An 18,003-nucleotide genomic window follows, 5' to 3' on the forward strand; every position below is an offset into this window, starting at 1 on the left:
CATTCTTCAGGCCATATTTAATCATGGTGATCCATCTGTCATTCCACATTTATTAAAATACGTTCCTTCAGATGATTACTATGAAGACGCAGTTGTGATGGAAGATACTGCAAGTGAGCCATTGTGCAATGGGATCGTTGATTCAGATTATTTTGGTGAGTCTTATATTCCGGTGCTATTGAGTTGCATTCATGAACTAGTTCCTCGGGCAATGAGCACAGCAAGATGGGTTTTTTATAGTATGTTGTTTGACAATTTTAATCGTTTTTCTGAAACTCAGCCATTAATTAATAATCTTTATTTGGTTAATAGAGAATCTTTTCGACTAATATTAGAGTCTGCAATTCAGGAAGCTAACGAAGAAGTGGAAAATTCTAAAAAGGAAGCGAATATAAAATCCATTGAAAGTTCTCAAGAAGATCTAGAGCGCATTGAACGTGTTCATCAAGAATTTTTAAAGATTTGTGAGCAGTGAGTTGGGTTTTATTGACTTGGGCCTGTCCACTCAGGTTCAAGAGCGCCTGGTCAAGCCCGGCAAGAAATCCGATGAGGTGTATTGCGGAGCCTCGAGCATTTTTCATGGCTCGAATATTCGCGCTGGGCACATGGATATTCGCGCTCAAAGCTTTGCCAGCCAAGGATGCCATATTGAGGGCTCGGGGAGCATCACGGCTCGCGCTCTCCAGCACCGCCCAGGCGTTAATACTTTTCTGGAGTCCTCTAGCTCTCTTTATCTTCAAGAAACTCGCCAGAGCTCGGCTCCGGTGCCGGGGTCCTTTTGCGGAGATTTGAAGGTGAGCATCGTGCAAGGGTCCTTCCAGGCTACTGAATTTATTGACGGCGTGAGCTTGAGGGCGGCGGAAAAGCTCCAATTGTTGGCCGCTCCCGTGCAAGATAGCTATCACAAGACTCAGGTGTTGAAAAAGAACATCGCTCGAATCAAGACTCAAAGCCTTGCTGGGCAAAGGCTGAGCTACCGAAACTGCGGCTTTAAGGGACGCATTACAGTAGACACGCCGCTGTTGGAGATGTCAGCTCAAGGCTCTCCTCCGGCTTTAGAAATTGCTCCACGAGAGTCCTTTTGCCAGGTCCTTCAGGTTCTAGAGCCTTGCACTCAAGAAGAAAAATATATAAGCACTCAGTTTAAGCCCGCCTTTAAGGCCGTCCTTGGCGTGGGTATCACGGCTCTGTCTGCGGTGCTGGCGCCTCCTTTGGTGGGGTCAGTGATTGCGGCCTCTGGTCATGCCTTCATCCAGAACTCAGGCTTGGAGTGCCTGGCTGATCACAGGCACATTCACTTTCGGGAGATGTTAAAAGACGCAGGAAAGAGTCTTGCAGTTTCTGGAGCGGGCCTGGCTTTGGGAGAAATTCTCCCCGACCACCGAGCCATCCATGCCGTTAAAAACACCGCTTTGAATTGCGCCGTCTATCAGGTCGATCCTCTTAAAGCCCTTGCGGGACAAGGATTGATGCAAGCTTCTGGATTTCTGGCCGGGCAAATCGGGCTGGAGTATCAAAGCAAAGAACTCAACTTTCTAGAGCACAAATTGCTCCACGGAGCGCTTTCTTTGGCTTCTACGCTGAGCCTACAAGCCGTGAACTCTGGCCATCTGGACTGGAGCAAGGCCTTTTTAGCCGCCGGCACTACCATGGCAGCCGAGTCAGGCGCAGAAGGGCTGGTGCACCTGTTCAAGGAGCATTTGCCAAAACCTGAGGTGGGAGAGGCTCCTGATGGCTACCTCCAGCGCTGCAATCGAGAGCTCTCCAGTTTTGCTGAAAAGACCTCGGGAGCTCTAAGAGTTCTAACGGCAGCGGGTTTGTGCTTGGCGGGCAAGGACGCATCTAGTATTTACACTTGCGACCAGATGAGCGCAAATGCTCTGCAAAACAACTTCGCATTCATTCTTCCGGCCTTGGTGGCAACGCTATCGGCTCTGGAGGTGGTGGAGGGCACCTATCAAGCCGTCCAGAAGGTCAAGGAAGGTGACTATCTTCAGGCAGCTGGGTGCCTAGCCAAAACCGCTATCAATGCTTTACCGGGCGTCAAGGGGCTGAAAATCGCTGTGGGAGCGGGGGAAACCGCCCAAAATCTGGCCCAAGGGTATCGTGCGGAAGGCTTTGCGGGCGCTGGAAAAGTGCTGGCCAAAGAAATTGCTGGACAAAAATTCAGCAAAGCGCTGGGCAGAGGCCTGGGGAAACTGGCAGAAAAGGCGGGCGCAAAGGGTAGGGCGGTGCAGAAAACCGCTCAAAAAAAGGCTTCAGGACCGATATGTGAGGCAGAAAAGCAACAGCGATTAGAGCAGTACTTAGCAGAAAATGAGGGGAAGATGTTTTTTTCTGGTAAATATAAAGATATAAAAGATGTCATGATAGACCGAAACGAAAAATATTCGTCAATAATTTCATCTAAAAATTATGAACAAGGATTTACTGCTAGGCACCATTTGGCGCCTCATGCAACTAACAAACGAATTATAGATCCAAAATTTCATGAAAAAGATGGATTCAGCATTCTAATTCCTACTTTTTTGCATGATCATGCTGTTCACGCAGCCAATACGTTAAAGCTTACCAATTATCGAGAGGCCTTATTTGTCTCGATACAGTCTATGCGAAATTCTTTGAATCAAGTAAAAGACCCAGTATTAAGGAAGAAAGCGTTGCTAGAGTTGAATGCGCACTTGTTAGATGGTATTAAATTTTACAAACAAAATTATCCACAAAATATGGAAAAACGTTAAAATAATGGAGGTAAATTATGGAAGAAAAATATACGTGTCTTCAAGATGTATTATATGATATTTATAATAGCGATGAAAATCCAATGAATTCAAGCACGGAATCGTATTGGATAGATATCATTTCTAAGTTTGTATTAAATAAAAAGGATTTATTACAAAAATTAGAACAATATTTTAACATGTGGGACTTAGGAGAACGAGGAGTTGATTACCTGGAAAAAATTGGGGAATTTTACGAATATGAACGTGCTTCCTGGTGCTTTTATTATCTATTTATAAGTTTATCTTTTTTAAAAGATCCATCTTTTATTCCTGAGGTGATGAAATATTTTTTACCTTCAGGGAAAGATTCTGGACCTTGGGAAATGGAAGATATGTGGACAGAATCTATGTTACATATTGTTACTAATTATCGTCGTTGGGGAGCAATTTACATTCAATGGGCGATGCGATCCTTGCACTTGTTAGATTTTGGTGCAGATTGGGCTGCTGAAGATTTGATGGTTAGTATGATTTTTCATACATTTTACTATATTACGCCCAATGAATTTCCAGATCTTCCTGTCGTAAATGCGCTTCCTTTAGGCAATAGGGATTTAGTGAAAAGATTGTTAAAAAAAATAATTAAGCATAGAAAAAATTGTTTGTTGGAGCATAAAGACGATTTACAAGCTAATATTAGCGTGCCGCTTTGGAGGCAAACATTGGTGTGCGCCGAATATGTTTTGGGCCAGCTGTTATTGCTGCCTGAAGAGGTTGTGGGGATAGGTCATCGATAAGCGTTGCGGCCATATTGAGGGCTCGGGGAGCATCACGGCTCGTGCTCTTCAGAACCGTCCGGGCGTTAATACTTTTCTGGAATCTTCTACTTCCGCCTATCTTCAAGAAACCCGCCAGAGCTCGGCTCCGGTGCCGGGGTCCTTGTGTGGAGACTTGAAGGTGAGCATGCATAAAGGGTCCTTCCAGGCTACTGAATTTAGATCCGGCGTGAGCTTGAGGGCGGCGGAAAAGCTCCAATTGTTGGCCGCTCCAGTGCAAGACAGCTATCACAAGACTCAGGTTCTGAAAAAGAATATTGTTCGAGTCAAAACTCAAAGCCTTGCTGGGCAAGGGCTGAGCTATCGAAACTGCGGCTTTAAGGGACGCATTACAGTAGACACGCCGCTGTTGGAGATGTCAGCTCAAGGCTCTCCTCCGGCTTTAGAAATTGCTCCACGAGAGTCCTTTTGCCAGGTCCTTCAGTTTTTAGAGCCTTGCACTCAAGAAGAAAAATATATAAGCACTCAGTTTAAGCCCGCATTTAAGGCCGTCCTTGGCGTGGGTATCACGGCTCTGTCTGCGGTGCTGGCTCCTCCTTTGGTGGGGTCAGTGATTGCGGCCTCTGGTCATGCCTTCATCCAGAACTCAGGCCTGGAGTGCCTGGCTGATCACAGGCACATTCACTTTCGAGAAATGTTAAAAGACGCAGGTAAAAGTCTTGCAGTTTCTGGAGCGGGCCTGGCTTTGGGAGAAATTCTCCCCGATCACCGAGCCATCCATGCCGTTAAAAACACCGCTTTGAACTGTGCTGTTTATCAGGCCGATCCTCTTAAAGCCCTTGCGGGACAAGGCCTGGTACAAGCTTCTGGATTTCTAGCTGGGCAAATTGGGCTGGAGTATCAAAGCAAGGAACTCAACTTTCTAGAGCACAAATTGCTCCACGGAGCGCTTTCTCTTGCCTCTACGCTGAGCCTACAAGCTATAAATTCCGGCCATCTGGACTGGAGCAAGGCCTTTTTAGCCGCCGGCACTACCATGGCAGCAGAGTCGGGCGCAGAAGGGCTGGTGCACCTGTTCAAGGATCATCTGCCAAAACCTGAGGTGGGAGAGGCTCCTGATGGCTACCTCCAGCGCTGCAATCGAGAGCTCTCCAGCTTTGCTGAAAAGACCTCGGGAGCTCTAAGAGTGCTGACAGCGGCGGGTTTGTGCTTGGCGGGCAAGGACGCATCCAGTATTTACACCTGCGACCAGATGAGCGCAAATGCTCTGCAAAACAACTTCGCATTCATTCTTCCGGCCTTGGTGGCAACGCTATCGGCTCTGGAGGTGGTGGAGGGCACCTATCAAGCCGTCCAGAAGGTCAAGGAAGGCGACTATCTTCAGGCAGCTGGGTGCTTAGCCAAAACTGCCATCAATGCTTTGCCGGGCGTTAAGGGGCTGAAAATCGCTGTGGGAGCGGGGGAAACCGCCCAGAACCTGGCTCAAGGGTATCGTGCGGAAGGCTTGGCGGGCGCTGGAAAAGTGCTGGCCAAAGAAATCGCTGGACAAAAATTCAGCAAAGCGCTGGGCAGAGGCTTGGGGAAACTGGCAGAAAAAGCGGGGGCAAAGGGCAGGGCGGTGCAGAAAACCGCCTTTTCCAAAAAAGCGCAGAGCGGCGCGCCGCAAAAGAACCCAAAGGAACGATCAAAAGCCAGATTTTAAACGAAAAATTAATCCGGACAATCCTCCGGCTGAACGTACACAGGCTCCAAAAGGCCTTGGCGGACAAGGGGGATTGTTTAATAAAAAGCGTGCGCCAAAACCTCAAGAGCATGAGCAAATTGCTCAATATTTTCAAGAATATAAGGATCAAAAATTTTTGGTGGGAACGTATAAAGATTTAAAAAAAATAGGTGAGGCTCGAAACGAAAAATTTCAACACTTAAAGGGGGGGATTAACGGTAAAGCAGAATTTACGGTTCGTCACCACGTGGGCACACAAGCTAACAATCGTCACTTCATTGCGCACGATATTCATCCCGATGCTGGGGTTTCTATTTTAATTCCAAAAATTTGGCATGAATCCTTTGTGCATACTGCTAACAAATATAAATTCAATAATCTTCGAGAAGCATTGTTCTGGTCTATTCGTGATTTACGTAATTGCGCACTACGAATTCCCGATTCAACGTTGCAAAATGAGGTGCGTCAAGACCTGAATACAGCACTTTTAGAGGTGATTCGATTAAATAAGGTGCATTTTTCAGAATATTTGCAGAAAAATTTAACGAAATAGGAGAAAAAATGGAAGTCAATGAGATGGGCTTGAAAATGAGTTACGAAAGTTTAGAAGAAATTATGGAGGAAATTTTTTATTACGACGATGAAGATCATGATGATGCGATGGGTGGAATTACAGAATATCACTGGATGGAATTTCTACCAAAATTTGCAGTTAAAAAAGATCTTCTAAAGGCGCTAGATCGTTATTTTAACATGTGGGACTTAGGAGAACGAGGAGTTGATTACCTAGAAAAAATTGGAGAATTTTATGAATATGAACGTGCATCTTGGTGTTTTTATTACTTATTTATGACTTTAGGATACTTAGAAAATCCTTCATTTATTCCATCGGTTATGAAATATTTTCCCGATGAATGGTATATGGAGGGTATGTGGTCGCAACCTATGGTTGGCGTTATTACGGCTCGTTGGCCAGATTATGTTCCTTGGCTAATGCGATCGTTGCATTTGCTACCTTCCAAAGAGTTAAATTATGTAGCAAGTGATTTTATGTTTAAAATGATTTTTAAAACATTTTATCGTATTACACCTGATGAATTCCCAAAGCTTTATGTTGTGGACGCGTTACATTTAGGGAACCGAATTATGATAAAAAATCTAGTGGAAAAAGAAATTTCGGAATGGAAAGATTCGTTAAAAAAAGCTCAGGAAAAGCTTCAGAAAGTTTCACGTGAACAGGAAAAAAAAGTGGCTCAAGAAGACGTAGAGTCTGCCAAAGAATCTTTAGCTTGCGCCGAATATGTTCTGGGCCAGCTGTTATTGCTTCCCGAAGAGGTTGTGGGGATAGGTCATCGATAAGCGTTGCGGCCATATTGAGGGCTCGGGGAGCATCACGGCTCGTGCTCTTCAGCACCGTCCGGGCGTTAATACTTTTCTGGAGTCCTCTACTTCCCCCTATCTTCAAGAAACCCGCCAGAGCTCGGCTCCGGTGCCGGGGTCCTTGTGTGGAGATTTGAAGGTGAGCATGCATAAAGGGTCCTTCCAGGCTACTGAATTTAGATCCGGCGTGAGCTTGAGGGCGGCGGAAAAGCTCCAATTGCTGGCCGCTCCAGTGCAAGACAGCTATCACAAGACTCAGGTGTTGAAAAAGAATATTGTTCGAGTCAAGACCCAAAGCCTTGCTGGGCAAGGGCTGAGCTACCGAAACTGCGGCGTGCATGGAGTGCTTAGAGTAGATACGCCGCTGTTGGAGATGTCAGCTCAAGGGGCTCCTCCGGCTTTAGAAATTGCTCCACGAGAGTCCTTTTTCCAGGTCCTTCAGGTTCTAGAGCCTTGCACTCAAGAAGAAAAATATATAAGCACTCAGTTTAAGCCCGCCTTTAAGGCCGTCCTTGGCGTGGGCATCACGGCTCTGTCTGCGGTACTGGCTCCTCCTTTGGTGGGGTCAGTGATTGCGGCCTCTGGTCATGCCTTTATCCAGAACTCAGGCTTGGAGTGCCTGGCTGATCACAGACACATTCACTTTCGAGAAATGTTAAAAGACGCAGGTAAAAGTCTTGCAGTTTCTGGAGCGGGCCTGGCTTTGGGAGAAATTCTCCCTGACCACCGCGCCATCCATGCCGTTAAAAACACCGCTTTGAATTGCGCCGTCTATCAGGTCGATCCTCTTAAAGCCCTTGCGGGACAAGGCCTGGTACAAGTTTCTGGATTTCTAGCTGGACAAATCGGGCTGGAGTATCAAAGCAAGGAAATCAACTTTCTAGAGCACAAATTGCTCCACGGAGCGCTTTCTTTGGCCTCTACGCTGAGCCTACAAGCCGTGAACTCCGGCCATCTGGACTGGAGCAAGGCCTTTTTAGCTGCTGGAGCCACCATGGCCGCCGAGTCGGGCGCAGAAGGGCTGGTGCACCTGTTCAAGGACTATTTGCCAAAACCTGAGGTGGGAGAGGCTCCTGATGGCTACCTCCAGCGCTGCAATCGAGAGCTCTCCAGCTTTGCTGAAAAGACTTCGGGAGCTCTAAGAGTTCTAACGGCGGCGGGTTTGTGCTTGGCGGGCAAGGACGCATCCAGTATTTACACCTGCGACCAGATGAGCGCAAATGCTCTGCAAAACAACTTCGCATTCATTCTTCCGGCCTTGGTGGCAACGCTATCGGCTCTGGAGGTGGTGGAGGGCACCTATCAAGCCGTCCAGAAGGTCAAGGAAGGCGACTATCTTCAGGCAGCTGGGTGCCTAGCCAAAACCGCTATCAATGCTTTACCGGGCGTCAAGGGGCTGAAAATCGCTGTGGGAGCGGGGGAAACCGCCCAGAACCTGGCCCAAGGGTATCGTGCGGAAGGCTTGGCGGGCGCTGGAAAAGTGCTGGCCAAAGAAATTGCTGGACAAAAATTCAGCAAAGCGCTGGGCAGAGGCCTGGGGAAACTGGCAGAAAAGGCGGGCGCAAAGGGTAGGGCGGTGCAGAAAACCGCCTTTTCCAAAAAAGCGCAGAGCGGCGCACCACAAAAGAATTCAGGGCCAAAACCGCAGCCAAAGGCTTCAGGACCAAAACCGCAGCCAAGGGCCGAAGGACCGATATGTGAGGCAGAAAAGCAACAGCGATTAGAGCAGTACTTAGCAGAAAATGAGGGGCAGATGTTTGTTTCGGGGTTGTACAATTGTGATGACTTAAAAGATGCAATGGATGCTCGACACAAGCGATATGCTCCAATCATTACTAAAAAAGGAAAAGAAGTAAAATTCACAGCCCAGCATCATTTGGCGCCTCATGCAACGAATAAGAGGATTATTGATTCAGAATTTCCTAGAGAAGAAGGATTTAGCATCTTAATTCCCGTATTTTTACACAATCATGCTGTTCACGCAGCTAACACGTTAAAGCTTACCAATTATCGAGAAGCCTTGTTTGTTTCTATCCAGTCTATGCGAAATTCTTTGAATCAAGTAAAAGATCCAGTTTTGAAGCAAAAAGCGTTAATGGAACTTAATAAAGAGCTTTTGGAGGGGATAAAATTTTACAAACAAAATTATCCACAAATCATGGAAAAAACGTTAAAATAATGGAGGTAAATTATGGAAGAAAAATATACGTGTCTTCAAGATGTTCTAGATGAAATTTATAATGGAGACGAAGATCCAGTTGCATGTCGTTTTGATAGAGAAGACGATTTTGAACCTCAAAATTTTTCTAGATTTTCAGAAAAAGAGGCGTTACTTAAAGGGTTAGAGCGTTATTTTGAAATGTGGGATTTAGGAGAGCGAGGCATTGATTATTGTGAATTAATTGGAGATTATTATGAATACCAACGCGCTTCTTGGTGTTTTGATTATTTGTTTTTATCTTTGAGAGAATTAAAAGATCCGTCTTTTATTCCCGAGGTAATGAAATATTTTTTGCCTTCAGGAAAAGGTTCTGGTCCATGGGAAATGGAGGATATGTGGACGGGGCCCATGTTAGATGTGGTGACAGATTATCGTCGTTGGGGCCCTGCATATATTCCGTGGCTGATGCGTTCCTTGCATTTATTGTATCCTAGATCGCTCTGGGCTGCTGGAGATTTTATGTCTAAGATGATTTTTGATACATTTGACTATATTATTCCTGAGGAATTTCCAAATCTTCCTATTGTGGATGCGTTACCCTTGGGGAAGCGCGAAATTGTGAAGGATTTATTGGAAAAAGAGATTTCTGGAAGGAAAACTTCATTAGAAAAATCAAAAATAAAACTTGAAATAGCATCCTCAGACAGAGAAATAAAGTTTGCAAAAGAAAGTATAGATAGAGCAAAGGGAGGTATTGCACGAGCCGAATATGTTCTGGGCAGCTGTTATTGCTGCCCGAAGAGGTTGTGGGGATAGGTCATCGATAAGCGTTTCGGCCATATTGAGGGCTCAGGGAGCATCACGGCTCGCGCTCTCCAGCACCGTCCGGGCGTTAATACTTTTCTGGAGTCCTCTACTCCCCCTATCTTCAAGAAACCCGCCAGAGCTCGGCTCCGGTGCCGGGGTCTTTGGCTGGAGACTTGAAGGTGAGCATGGGTCAAGGGTCCTTCCAGGCTACTGAATTTAGATCCGGCGTGAGCCTTTTTGCGGCACAAAAGCTCCAATTGCTGGCCGCTCCAGTGCAAGACAGCTATCACAAGACTCAGGTTCTGAAAAAGAACATCGCTCGAATCAAGACTCAAAGCCTTGCTGGGCAAGGGCTGAGCTATCGAAACTGCGGCTTTAAGGGACGCATTACAGTAGACACGCCGCTGTTGGAGATGTCAGCTCAAGGCTCTCCTCCAGCCTTAGAAATTGCTCCACGAGAGTCCTTTTGCCAGGTCCTTCAGGTTTTAGAGCCCTGTATCCAGGAGGCAACACATATAAGCACTCAGTTTAAGCCCGCCTTTAAGGCTGTCCTTGGCGTGGGCATCACGGCTCTGTCTGCGGTGCTGGCGCCTCCTTTGGTGGGGTCAGTGATTGCGGCCTCTGGTCATGCCTTCATCCAGAACTCAGGCCTGGAGTGCCTGGCTGATCACAGGCACATCCACTTTCGAGAAATGTTAAAAGACGCAGGAAAAAGCCTTGCAGTGTCTGGAGCGGGCCTGGCTTTGGGAGAAATTCTCCCCGATCACCGAGCCATCCATGCCGTTAAAAACACCGCTTTGAATTGCGCCGTCTATCAGGCCGATCCTCTTAAAGCCCTTGCGGGACAAGGCCTGATACAAGCTTCTGGATTCCTGGCCGGGCAAATCGGGCTGGAGTATCAAAGCAAGGAAATCAACTTTCTAGAGCACAAATTGCTCCACGGAGCGCTTTCTTTGGCCTCTACACTGAGCCTGCAAGCCGTGAACTCCGGTCATCTGGACTGGAGCAGAGCCTTTTTAGCCGCCGGCACTACCATGGCAGCCGAGTCAGGCGCGGAACTGGTCATGGAAAACGTCAAGCAATTTTTGCCAAAACAGCTCCCTCAAGAGCCATGGTCCGACTATGTTTCTCGGTGTCAAGAGGCAGGCTTAGAGCTGGGCCGGCGAACTCAAGCCTGTATAAGAGTTCTAACGGCAGCGGGTTTGTGCTTGGCGGGCAAGGATTCCGGAGATATCATCGCCTGCGATACCGCGTCTTCAAACGCATTAGAGCACAACTTTTTGGCCAGCATTCCGGCTATCGTTTTGGATGTGGTTCAAGGCGCCAAAGATATCAAAGAGAACCTTGAGGCGGGAAACTACTGGACGGCCGGAGGGCATGCAGCGCTGACAGCAGGATCTGTAGCACTGGATCTGGCCTCATCAGGCCTTGGCACACAAGGTCTAAAGGCCGGAGCGCGAGCAGCAAAAGCCGGAGTGCGCCTGGCAAAAAAAGCGTTTTCAAAAGAGCAAAAGGGCCCGAACACCTTGATGAAAACCGGCGAAAAAACGGGCGGCGGTACGGAACAACTCAAGGGCACACAAAAACGTAAAGATCCCGACATGACGCCGGAAGAAATGCGAAGGTACTTTGAGCAGTATAAGGATGACCCGGTTCCGGTTGGAAAATATAAGGACGAAGATTTTAAAAAAATTGTTGATCGAAGAGCTCAAGAAACCGGACTTCCCTTTGAACAGCATCATGTATGGCCGGTAGCTCAAGCAGAAGAAATTTTTAAAGTGACGGGACGAAAGTATAAAAATAATACAGTCGTTCCATTACCAAGAAAAATTCATCAGGCTGAGGTTCGTAAATTAATTCACAAGAGAAATGAGCAAAAACCTAAGCCGCAACATCCCAGAGAATCTTTGTTGCAAGGTATTCAAGACACACGAAACGGTCTGTTAGAAGCCGGATGTGATCGAACCAAAACAAATGAAGCCTGTTTGCAAGCGCTTCGGAAAATAAAATCAGATAACCCAGGAGGATTTGATGGAAAAATTCCTCCTAAATCTAAAGGAGATTCAAAATGACTAAAGCTGAAATTTATCAAGAAATTCGAAATATTTCTCCCACATGGTCTGGAGAAGCGCAAGAATTAGTAGAGAATTTGGAAGAATTTGAAAATGATGAATTATTGCAAGACTTAGATGATGTGTATCAAGAATGGAGCAAAAAAGAAAATGACGATTCCATTCAACAATGCGTATCTTTGTTTGATGTAATTCTTCAGGCCATATTTAATCATGGTGATTCATCTGTCATTCCACATTTATTAAAATACGTTCCTTCAGATGATTACTATGAAGACGCAGTTGTGATGGAAGATTATTCAAGTGAGCCATTGTGCAATGGGATCGTTGATTCAGATTATTTTGGGGAGTCTTACATTCCGGTGTTGCTTGGGTGCATTCACGAATTGGTTCCAAGAGCGATGGTGCATGTAAAGTGGTTTCTTTATAGCATGATACTAGATGATTTGGGAAAATTTCAGAACACTCGGCCATTAATGAATAATCTTCGTGTTGCTGAAAAAAAATCTTTTATAAATATTCTTAATTATTCGATTGAAAAATCTTTGGAGGAATTGCAGGAAAGAAGCGTTGAACGAAAAGAGAATGCGATGAAACGCCTTAAGGAGCCTATTAATTCTGTTATATATGATGATGAAGGAATAGTTCAGTTTACTTTTGTTCGAAAAGAATTCTTAAAGCTTTACGCAGACGTGTGAGGAATATTTTTGTTGGCTTTCGGGCCGGGCACATGGATATTCGCGCTCAAAGCTTTGCCAGCCAAGGATGCCATATTGAGGGCTCGGGGAGCATCACGGCTCGTGCTCTTCAGCACCGCCCGGGCGTTAATACTTTTCTGGAGTCCTCTAGCTCTCTTTATCTTCAAGAAACTCGCCAGAGCTCGGCTCCGGTGCCGGGGTCCTTGTGTGGAGACTTGAAGGTGAACATGGTGCAAGGGTCCTTCCAGGCTACTGAATTTAGATCCGGCGTGAGCTTGAGGGCGGCGGAAAAGCTCCAATTGTTGGCCGCTCCAGTGCAAGACAGCTATCACAAGACTCAGGTTCTGAAAAAGAATATTGTTCGAGTCAAAACTCAAAGCCTTGCTGGGCAAGGGCTGAGCTACCGAAACTGCGGCGTGCATGGAGTGCTTAGAGTAGACACGCCGCTGTTGGAGATGTCAGCTCAAGGGGCTCCTCCGGCTTTAGAAATTGCTCCACGAGAGTCCTTTTGCCAGGTCCTTCAGGTTTTAGAGCCTTGCACTCAAGAAGAAAAATATATAAGCACTCAGTTTAAGCCCGCCTTTAAGGCTGTCCTTGGCGTGGGCATCACGGCTCTGTCTGCGGTACTGGCGCCTCCTTTGGTGGGGTCAGTGATTGCGGCCTCTGGTCATGCCTTCATCCAGAACTCAGGCTTGGAGTGCCTGGCTGATCACAGACACATTCACTTTCGAGAAATGTTAAAAGACGCAGGAAAAAGCCTTGCAGTGTCTGGAGCAAGCCTGGCTTTGGGAGAAATTCTCCCTGACCACCGCGCCATCCATGCCGTTAAAAATACTGCTTTGAATTGTGCTGTTTATCAGGCCGATCCTCTTAAAGCCCTTGCGGGACAAGGCCTGATACAAGTTTCTGGATTCCTAGCTGGGCAAATCGGGCTGGAGTATCAAAGCAAGGAAATCAACTTTCTAGAGCACAAATTGCTCCACGGAGCGCTTTCTCTTGCCTCTACGCTGAGCCTACAAGCTATAAATTCCGGCCATCTGGACTGGAGCAGAGCCTTTTTAGCTGCCGGCACTACCATGGCCGCAGAGTCGGGCGCAGAAGGGCTGGTGCACCTGTTCAAGGACTATTTGCCAAAACCTGAGGTGGGAGAGGCTCCTGATGGCTACCTCCAGCGCTGCAATCGAGAGCTCTCCAGCTTTGCTGAAAAGACCTCGGGAGCTCTAAGAGTTCTAACGGCGGCGGGTTTGTGCTTGGCGGGCAAGGACGCATCCAGTATTTACACCTGCGACCAGATGAGCGCAAATGCTCTGCAAAATAATTTTGCATTCATCCTGCCGGCTTTGGTGGCAACACTATCGGCTCTGGAGGTGGTGGAGGGCACCTATCAAGCCGTCCAGAAGGTCAAGGAAGGCGACTATCTTCAGGCAGCTGGGTGCCTAGCCAAAACCGTTATCAATGCTTTACCGGGCGTCAAGGGGCTAAAAATCGCTGTGGGAGCGGGGGAAACCGCCCAAAATCTGGCACAAGGGTATCGTGCGGAAGGCTTGGCGGGCGCTGGAAAAGTGCTGGCCAAGGAAATCGCTGGACAAAAATTCAGCAAAGCGCTGGGCAGAGGCTTGGGGAAACTGGCAGAAAAAGCGGGCGCAAAGGGCAGGGCGGTGCAGAAAACGGCCTTTTCCAAAAAAGCGCAGAGCGGCGCACCACAAAAGAATTCAGGGCCAAAACCGCAGCCAAGGGCCGAAGGACCGATATGTGAGGCAGAAAAGCAACAGCGATTAGAGCAGTACTTAGCAGAAAATGAGGGGCAGATGTTTGTCTCGGGGTTGTATGGAAGCAAAGACTTAAAAGATGCGATGGATGTTCGTCATGAACGGTATGCTCCAATCATTACAAAAAATAATTCTGAACAGAAGTTCACTGCTCAGCACCATTTGGCTCCTCATGCAACCAATGAACGAATTATTGATCCAGAATTTTCTAGAGAAGAAGGATTTAGCATCTTAATTCCCGTATTTTTACACAATCATGCTGTTCACGCAGCCAACACGTTAAAGCTTACAAATTATCGAGAAGCCTTGTTTGTTTCGATCCAGTCTATGCGAAATTCTTTGAATCAAGTAAAAGATCCTGTGTTAAGACAAAAAGCGTTGCTAGAGTTGAATGCGCACTTGTTAGATGGTATTAAATTTTACAAACAAAATTATCCACAAATCATGGAAAAAACGTTAAAATAATGGAGGTAAATTATGGAAGAAAAATATACGTGTCTTCAAGATGTTCTAGATGAAATTTATAATAGTGAAGAAGATGCGATGGAGCATGGATTTGGAGATGGAGTTAATAAAAACAATTTTATTAAATTTTTTGAAAAAGGTGCATTATTAAAAAGTTTAGAGCGTTATTTTGAAATGTGGGATTTAGGAGAGCGAGGCATTGATTATTGCGAATTAATTGGTGATTACTATGAATATCAGCGCGCATCTTGGTGTTTTTATTATCTGTTTTTGTTTTTGTCCGATCTGAAAGATCCGTCTTTTATTCCAGAGGTAATGAAATATTTTCCACCAGATGGAGAATATCATTGGCCATGGTGTATGGAAGATATGTGGACGGGCCCCATGTTAGATGTGGTGACAGATTATCGTCGTTGGGGCCCTGCATATATTCCGTGGCTGATAAGATCTCTGCATTTGTTGTATCCTGGCGTAGGTTGGGCTGCTGGAGATTTTATGTCTAAGATGATGTTTGATACATTTTATCGTATTACACCGGATGAATTTCCAGATCTTCCTATTGTGGATGCTTTGCCCTCGGGGAAGCGCGAGATTGTGAAGAATTTATTAGAAAAGGAAGTTTCGGGTTGGAAAGATGCTTTAAAAAAAGCAAACATAAAACTTCAAAAATCATTATCTGAGCAAGAAAAAAAATTTGCTTTGAAAGACGTAGAGTCTGCCAAAGAATCTTTAGCTTGCGCCGAATATGTTTTGGGTCAGCTGTTATTGCTTCCCGAAGAGGTTGTGAGGATAGGTCATCGATAAGCGTTGCGGCCATATTGAGGGCTCGGGGAGCATCACGACTCGTGCTCTTCAGCACCGCCCGGGCGTTAATACTTTTCTGGAGTCCTCTAGCTCTCTTTATCTTCAAGAAACCCGCCAGAGCTCGGCTCCGGTTCCGGGGTCCTTGTGTGGAGACTTGAAGGTGAACATGCATAAAGGGTCCTTCCAGGCTACTGAATTTAGATCCGGCGTGAGCCTTTTTGCGGCACAAAAGCTCCAATTGCTGGCCGCTCCAGTGCAAGACAGCTATCACAAGACTCAGGTGTTGAAAAAGAATATTGTTCGAGTCAAGACTCAAAGCCTTGCTGGTCAAGGGCTGAGCTACCGAAACTGCGGCGTGCATGGAGTGCTTAGAGTAGACACGCCGCTGTTGGAGATGTCAGCTCAAGGCTCTCCTCCGGCTTTAGAAATTGCTCCACGAGAGTCCTTTTGCCAGGTCCTTCAGGTTCTAGAGCCCTGTATCCAGGAGTCAAACCATATAAGCACTCAGTTTAAGCCCGCATTTAAGGCTGTCCTTGGCGTGGGCATCACGGCTCTGTCTGCGGTGCTGGCGCCTCCTTTGGTGGGGTCAGTGATTGCGGCCTCTGGTCATGCCTTCATCCAGAACTCAGGCCTGGAGTGCCTGGCTGATCACAGGCACATTCACTTTCGGGAGATGTTAAAAGACGCAGGTAAAAGTCTTGCAGTGTCTGGAGCGAGCCTAGCTTTGGGGCAGGTTTTGCCCGATCACCGAGCCATCCATGCCGTTAAAAACACCGCTTTGAACTGTGCCGTCTATCAGGCCGATCCTCTTAAAGCCCTTGCGGGACAAGGATTGATGCAAGCTTCTGGATTTCTGGCCGGGCAAATCGGGCTGGAGTATCAAAGCAAGGAAATCAACTTTCTAGAGCACAAATTGCTCCACGGAGCGCTCTCTTTGGCCTCTACGCTGAGCCTGCAAGCCGTGAACTCTGGCCATCTGGACTGGAGCAGAGCCTTTTTAGCCGCCGGCACTACCATGGCAGCCGAGTCGGGCGCGGAACTGGTCATGGAAAACGTCAAGCAGTTTTTGCCAAAACAGCTCCCTCAAGAGCCATGGTCCGACTATGTTGCCCGATGTCAAGAGGCGGGCTTAGAGCTGGGCCGGCGAACTCAAGCCTGTATAAGAGTGCTGACAGCGGCGGGTTTGTGCTTGGCGGGCAAGGATTCCGGAGATATCACCGCCTGCGATACCGCGTCTGCAAACGCATTAGAGCACAATTTTTTGGCCAGCATTCCGGCTATCGTTTTGGATGTGGTTCAAGGCGCCAAAGATATCAAAGAGAACCTTGAGGCGGGAAACTACTGGACGGCCGGAGGGCATGCAGCGCTGACAGCAGGGTCTGTGGCGCTGGATCTGGCCTCGTCAGGACTTGGCACACAAGGTCTAAAGGCTGGAGCGCGAGCAGCAAAAGCCGGAGTGCGCCTGGCAAAAAAAGCGTTTTCAAAAGAGCAAAAGGGCCCGAACACCTTGATGAAAACTGAAGGTAAAACGGGCGGCGGAGCGGAAAAAAGAAGCTGCGTTAAAAAAATTCAAGAAGAACAGCGCCAAAATCGCGTGTTGATTCAGGATAAAAATGCTCCGGCGCCGGAAAATCCAGGAAAAACACGTTTGCAACGCGCCGATTTTGAGCGTGTGCAGCTGAGGGGGCAAAAACCTGTGGAACAGGTGCATCCGGAGTTTGTTCAAAAGGTTGAGAAAGCGATGAAGGATAAAGAATATAAGTATAGGAAAGATTTACCTGACGGTAGGATGAGATTTTATAAAAAGTATAAATATGCAGAAGATAAAAGACCCAATGTGCGAACGAATGGAGGGTCTAATCATGTGAAAGAGCTCAATCCTGTCACAGGACAAGAACGAAACTGGACAGAATCGTATCAAAAACCAAGTCAAGTCAGGCCAAAAGAAGTAAGAGGAGGGGCACCACAAAACGATTTACATGTTATAGAAATTCATCCTAAACCCAAGAAAGATGGCATAGAAGCACGAATACAGCATTATCCGGCAACCGCTAAAGAATTAGAGCAGTTCGAAAAAGGAGAAATTCCTAAATTGAATACTAAACCTAATCCGTTAGAAAAAAATTAAAAAGGAGAGAAAAATGAGTGTATTAGGACAGTATTACCATTGGTATGTTTTAAATGATTTTACGGCTGATAAAAAAACAAAAAATCCACATTGGAGGGATTGTACGCGGTACTTAGCTGGGTTCTTGATGAAAATTTTATTGCTGAATGAGTGGAGAGAGTATAATTATCCAAAAAATAAATGGACAGATAAATTTACTGAATTAGCAGATGATTTTTGGGAATTATTTGAATGGGGAAAAGATGAAGTAGGGGAATTTGTTCAAGATATTATTGACAAAGAGCGTAATAAAGAAAATGGATCAGATCATTACCCGAGTAATGGGTTAATGGGGTATATAGCAGAAACCACTATTATGGGGGATGTGATTGATACAGACGTCCTTGAAAATTCTGGAATTTTTAACGATCTGTTTATTGGACGAAGGGACAGTTTTGAGATGTACGATCAAGAGTATTGCACTGAAGAAATCTATGACCCTTCCATGAACTGGCCCT

General features: G+C 46.5%; 13 protein-coding genes and 1 pseudogene. All 14 read left to right on the forward strand.

The window, feature by feature from the left end:
* On the forward strand, positions 1 to 475 hold a 475-nt coding region (locus P618_RS08145), incomplete at its 5' end, for a hypothetical protein (RefSeq protein ID WP_040458207.1).
* The gene (locus P618_RS07160) at positions 465 to 2,741 is read left to right on the forward strand and encodes a hypothetical protein (RefSeq protein ID WP_024161039.1); all 2,277 of its coding nucleotides are present in this window, start codon (positions 465 to 467) and stop codon (positions 2,739 to 2,741) included. The genes P618_RS08145 and P618_RS07160, both read left to right, overlap by 11 nt.
* A gap of 17 nt (positions 2,742 to 2,758) precedes the next feature.
* Complete coding sequence (locus P618_RS01445) at positions 2,759 to 3,520, forward strand: hypothetical protein (RefSeq protein ID WP_021827440.1); 762 nt, start codon at positions 2,759 to 2,761, stop codon at positions 3,518 to 3,520.
* A gap of 130 nt (positions 3,521 to 3,650) precedes the next feature.
* Positions 3,651 to 5,201 carry a hypothetical protein gene (locus P618_RS01450; protein WP_040458208.1) on the forward strand — a complete coding sequence of 517 codons (1,551 nt, stop codon included), beginning with the start codon at positions 3,651 to 3,653 and terminating at the stop codon, positions 5,199 to 5,201.
* Between the two features lie 73 nt (positions 5,202 to 5,274).
* Positions 5,275 to 5,775: a hypothetical protein gene (locus tag P618_RS01455; protein WP_024161041.1), complete on the forward strand. Its 501-nt coding sequence runs from the start codon at positions 5,275 to 5,277 to the stop codon at positions 5,773 to 5,775.
* A gap of 35 nt (positions 5,776 to 5,810) precedes the next feature.
* Complete coding sequence (locus P618_RS01460; protein WP_156918953.1) at positions 5,811 to 6,581, forward strand: ribosome-recycling factor; 771 nt, start codon at positions 5,811 to 5,813, stop codon at positions 6,579 to 6,581.
* A 130-nt stretch (positions 6,582 to 6,711) separates the two neighbouring features.
* A complete protein-coding gene (locus P618_RS07165; protein WP_021827443.1) occupies positions 6,712 to 8,781 on the forward strand; it encodes a hypothetical protein in 2,070 nt (689 codons plus the stop codon).
* 12 nt (positions 8,782 to 8,793) lie between these two features.
* Entirely contained in the window at positions 8,794 to 9,579 is a 786-nt protein-coding gene (locus P618_RS01470) for a hypothetical protein (RefSeq protein ID WP_024161043.1), read from the forward strand.
* A gap of 140 nt (positions 9,580 to 9,719) precedes the next feature.
* Positions 9,720 to 11,642: a hypothetical protein gene (locus P618_RS07705; protein ID WP_040458209.1), complete on the forward strand. Its 1,923-nt coding sequence runs from the start codon at positions 9,720 to 9,722 to the stop codon at positions 11,640 to 11,642.
* On the forward strand, positions 11,639 to 12,340 hold the full coding sequence (locus P618_RS01480; protein WP_021827446.1) for a hypothetical protein: 702 nt from the start codon (positions 11,639 to 11,641) through the stop codon (positions 12,338 to 12,340). Before P618_RS07705 ends, P618_RS01480 begins: the two co-directional genes overlap by 4 nt.
* Positions 12,337 to 14,574, forward strand: a complete 2,238-nt coding sequence (locus P618_RS07170) for a hypothetical protein (protein ID WP_024161045.1) — start codon at positions 12,337 to 12,339, stop codon at positions 14,572 to 14,574. Before P618_RS01480 ends, P618_RS07170 begins: the two co-directional genes overlap by 4 nt.
* 12 nt (positions 14,575 to 14,586) lie before the next feature.
* On the forward strand, positions 14,587 to 15,378 hold the full coding sequence (locus tag P618_RS01490) for a hypothetical protein (protein WP_024161046.1): 792 nt from the start codon (positions 14,587 to 14,589) through the stop codon (positions 15,376 to 15,378).
* A 160-nt stretch (positions 15,379 to 15,538) separates the two neighbouring features.
* Positions 15,539 to 17,506, forward strand: coding sequence for a hypothetical protein (locus P618_RS01495; protein WP_024161047.1), 1,968 nt, complete (start codon positions 15,539 to 15,541; stop codon positions 17,504 to 17,506).
* A 13-nt stretch (positions 17,507 to 17,519) separates the two neighbouring features.
* A pseudogene (locus P618_RS01500) lies at positions 17,520 to 18,003 on the forward strand (hypothetical protein); the annotation flags it as partial.

This window comes from Holospora obtusa F1, assembly GCF_000469665.2.
Classification (GTDB): Bacteria; Pseudomonadota; Alphaproteobacteria; order Holosporales; family Holosporaceae; genus Holospora; species Holospora obtusa.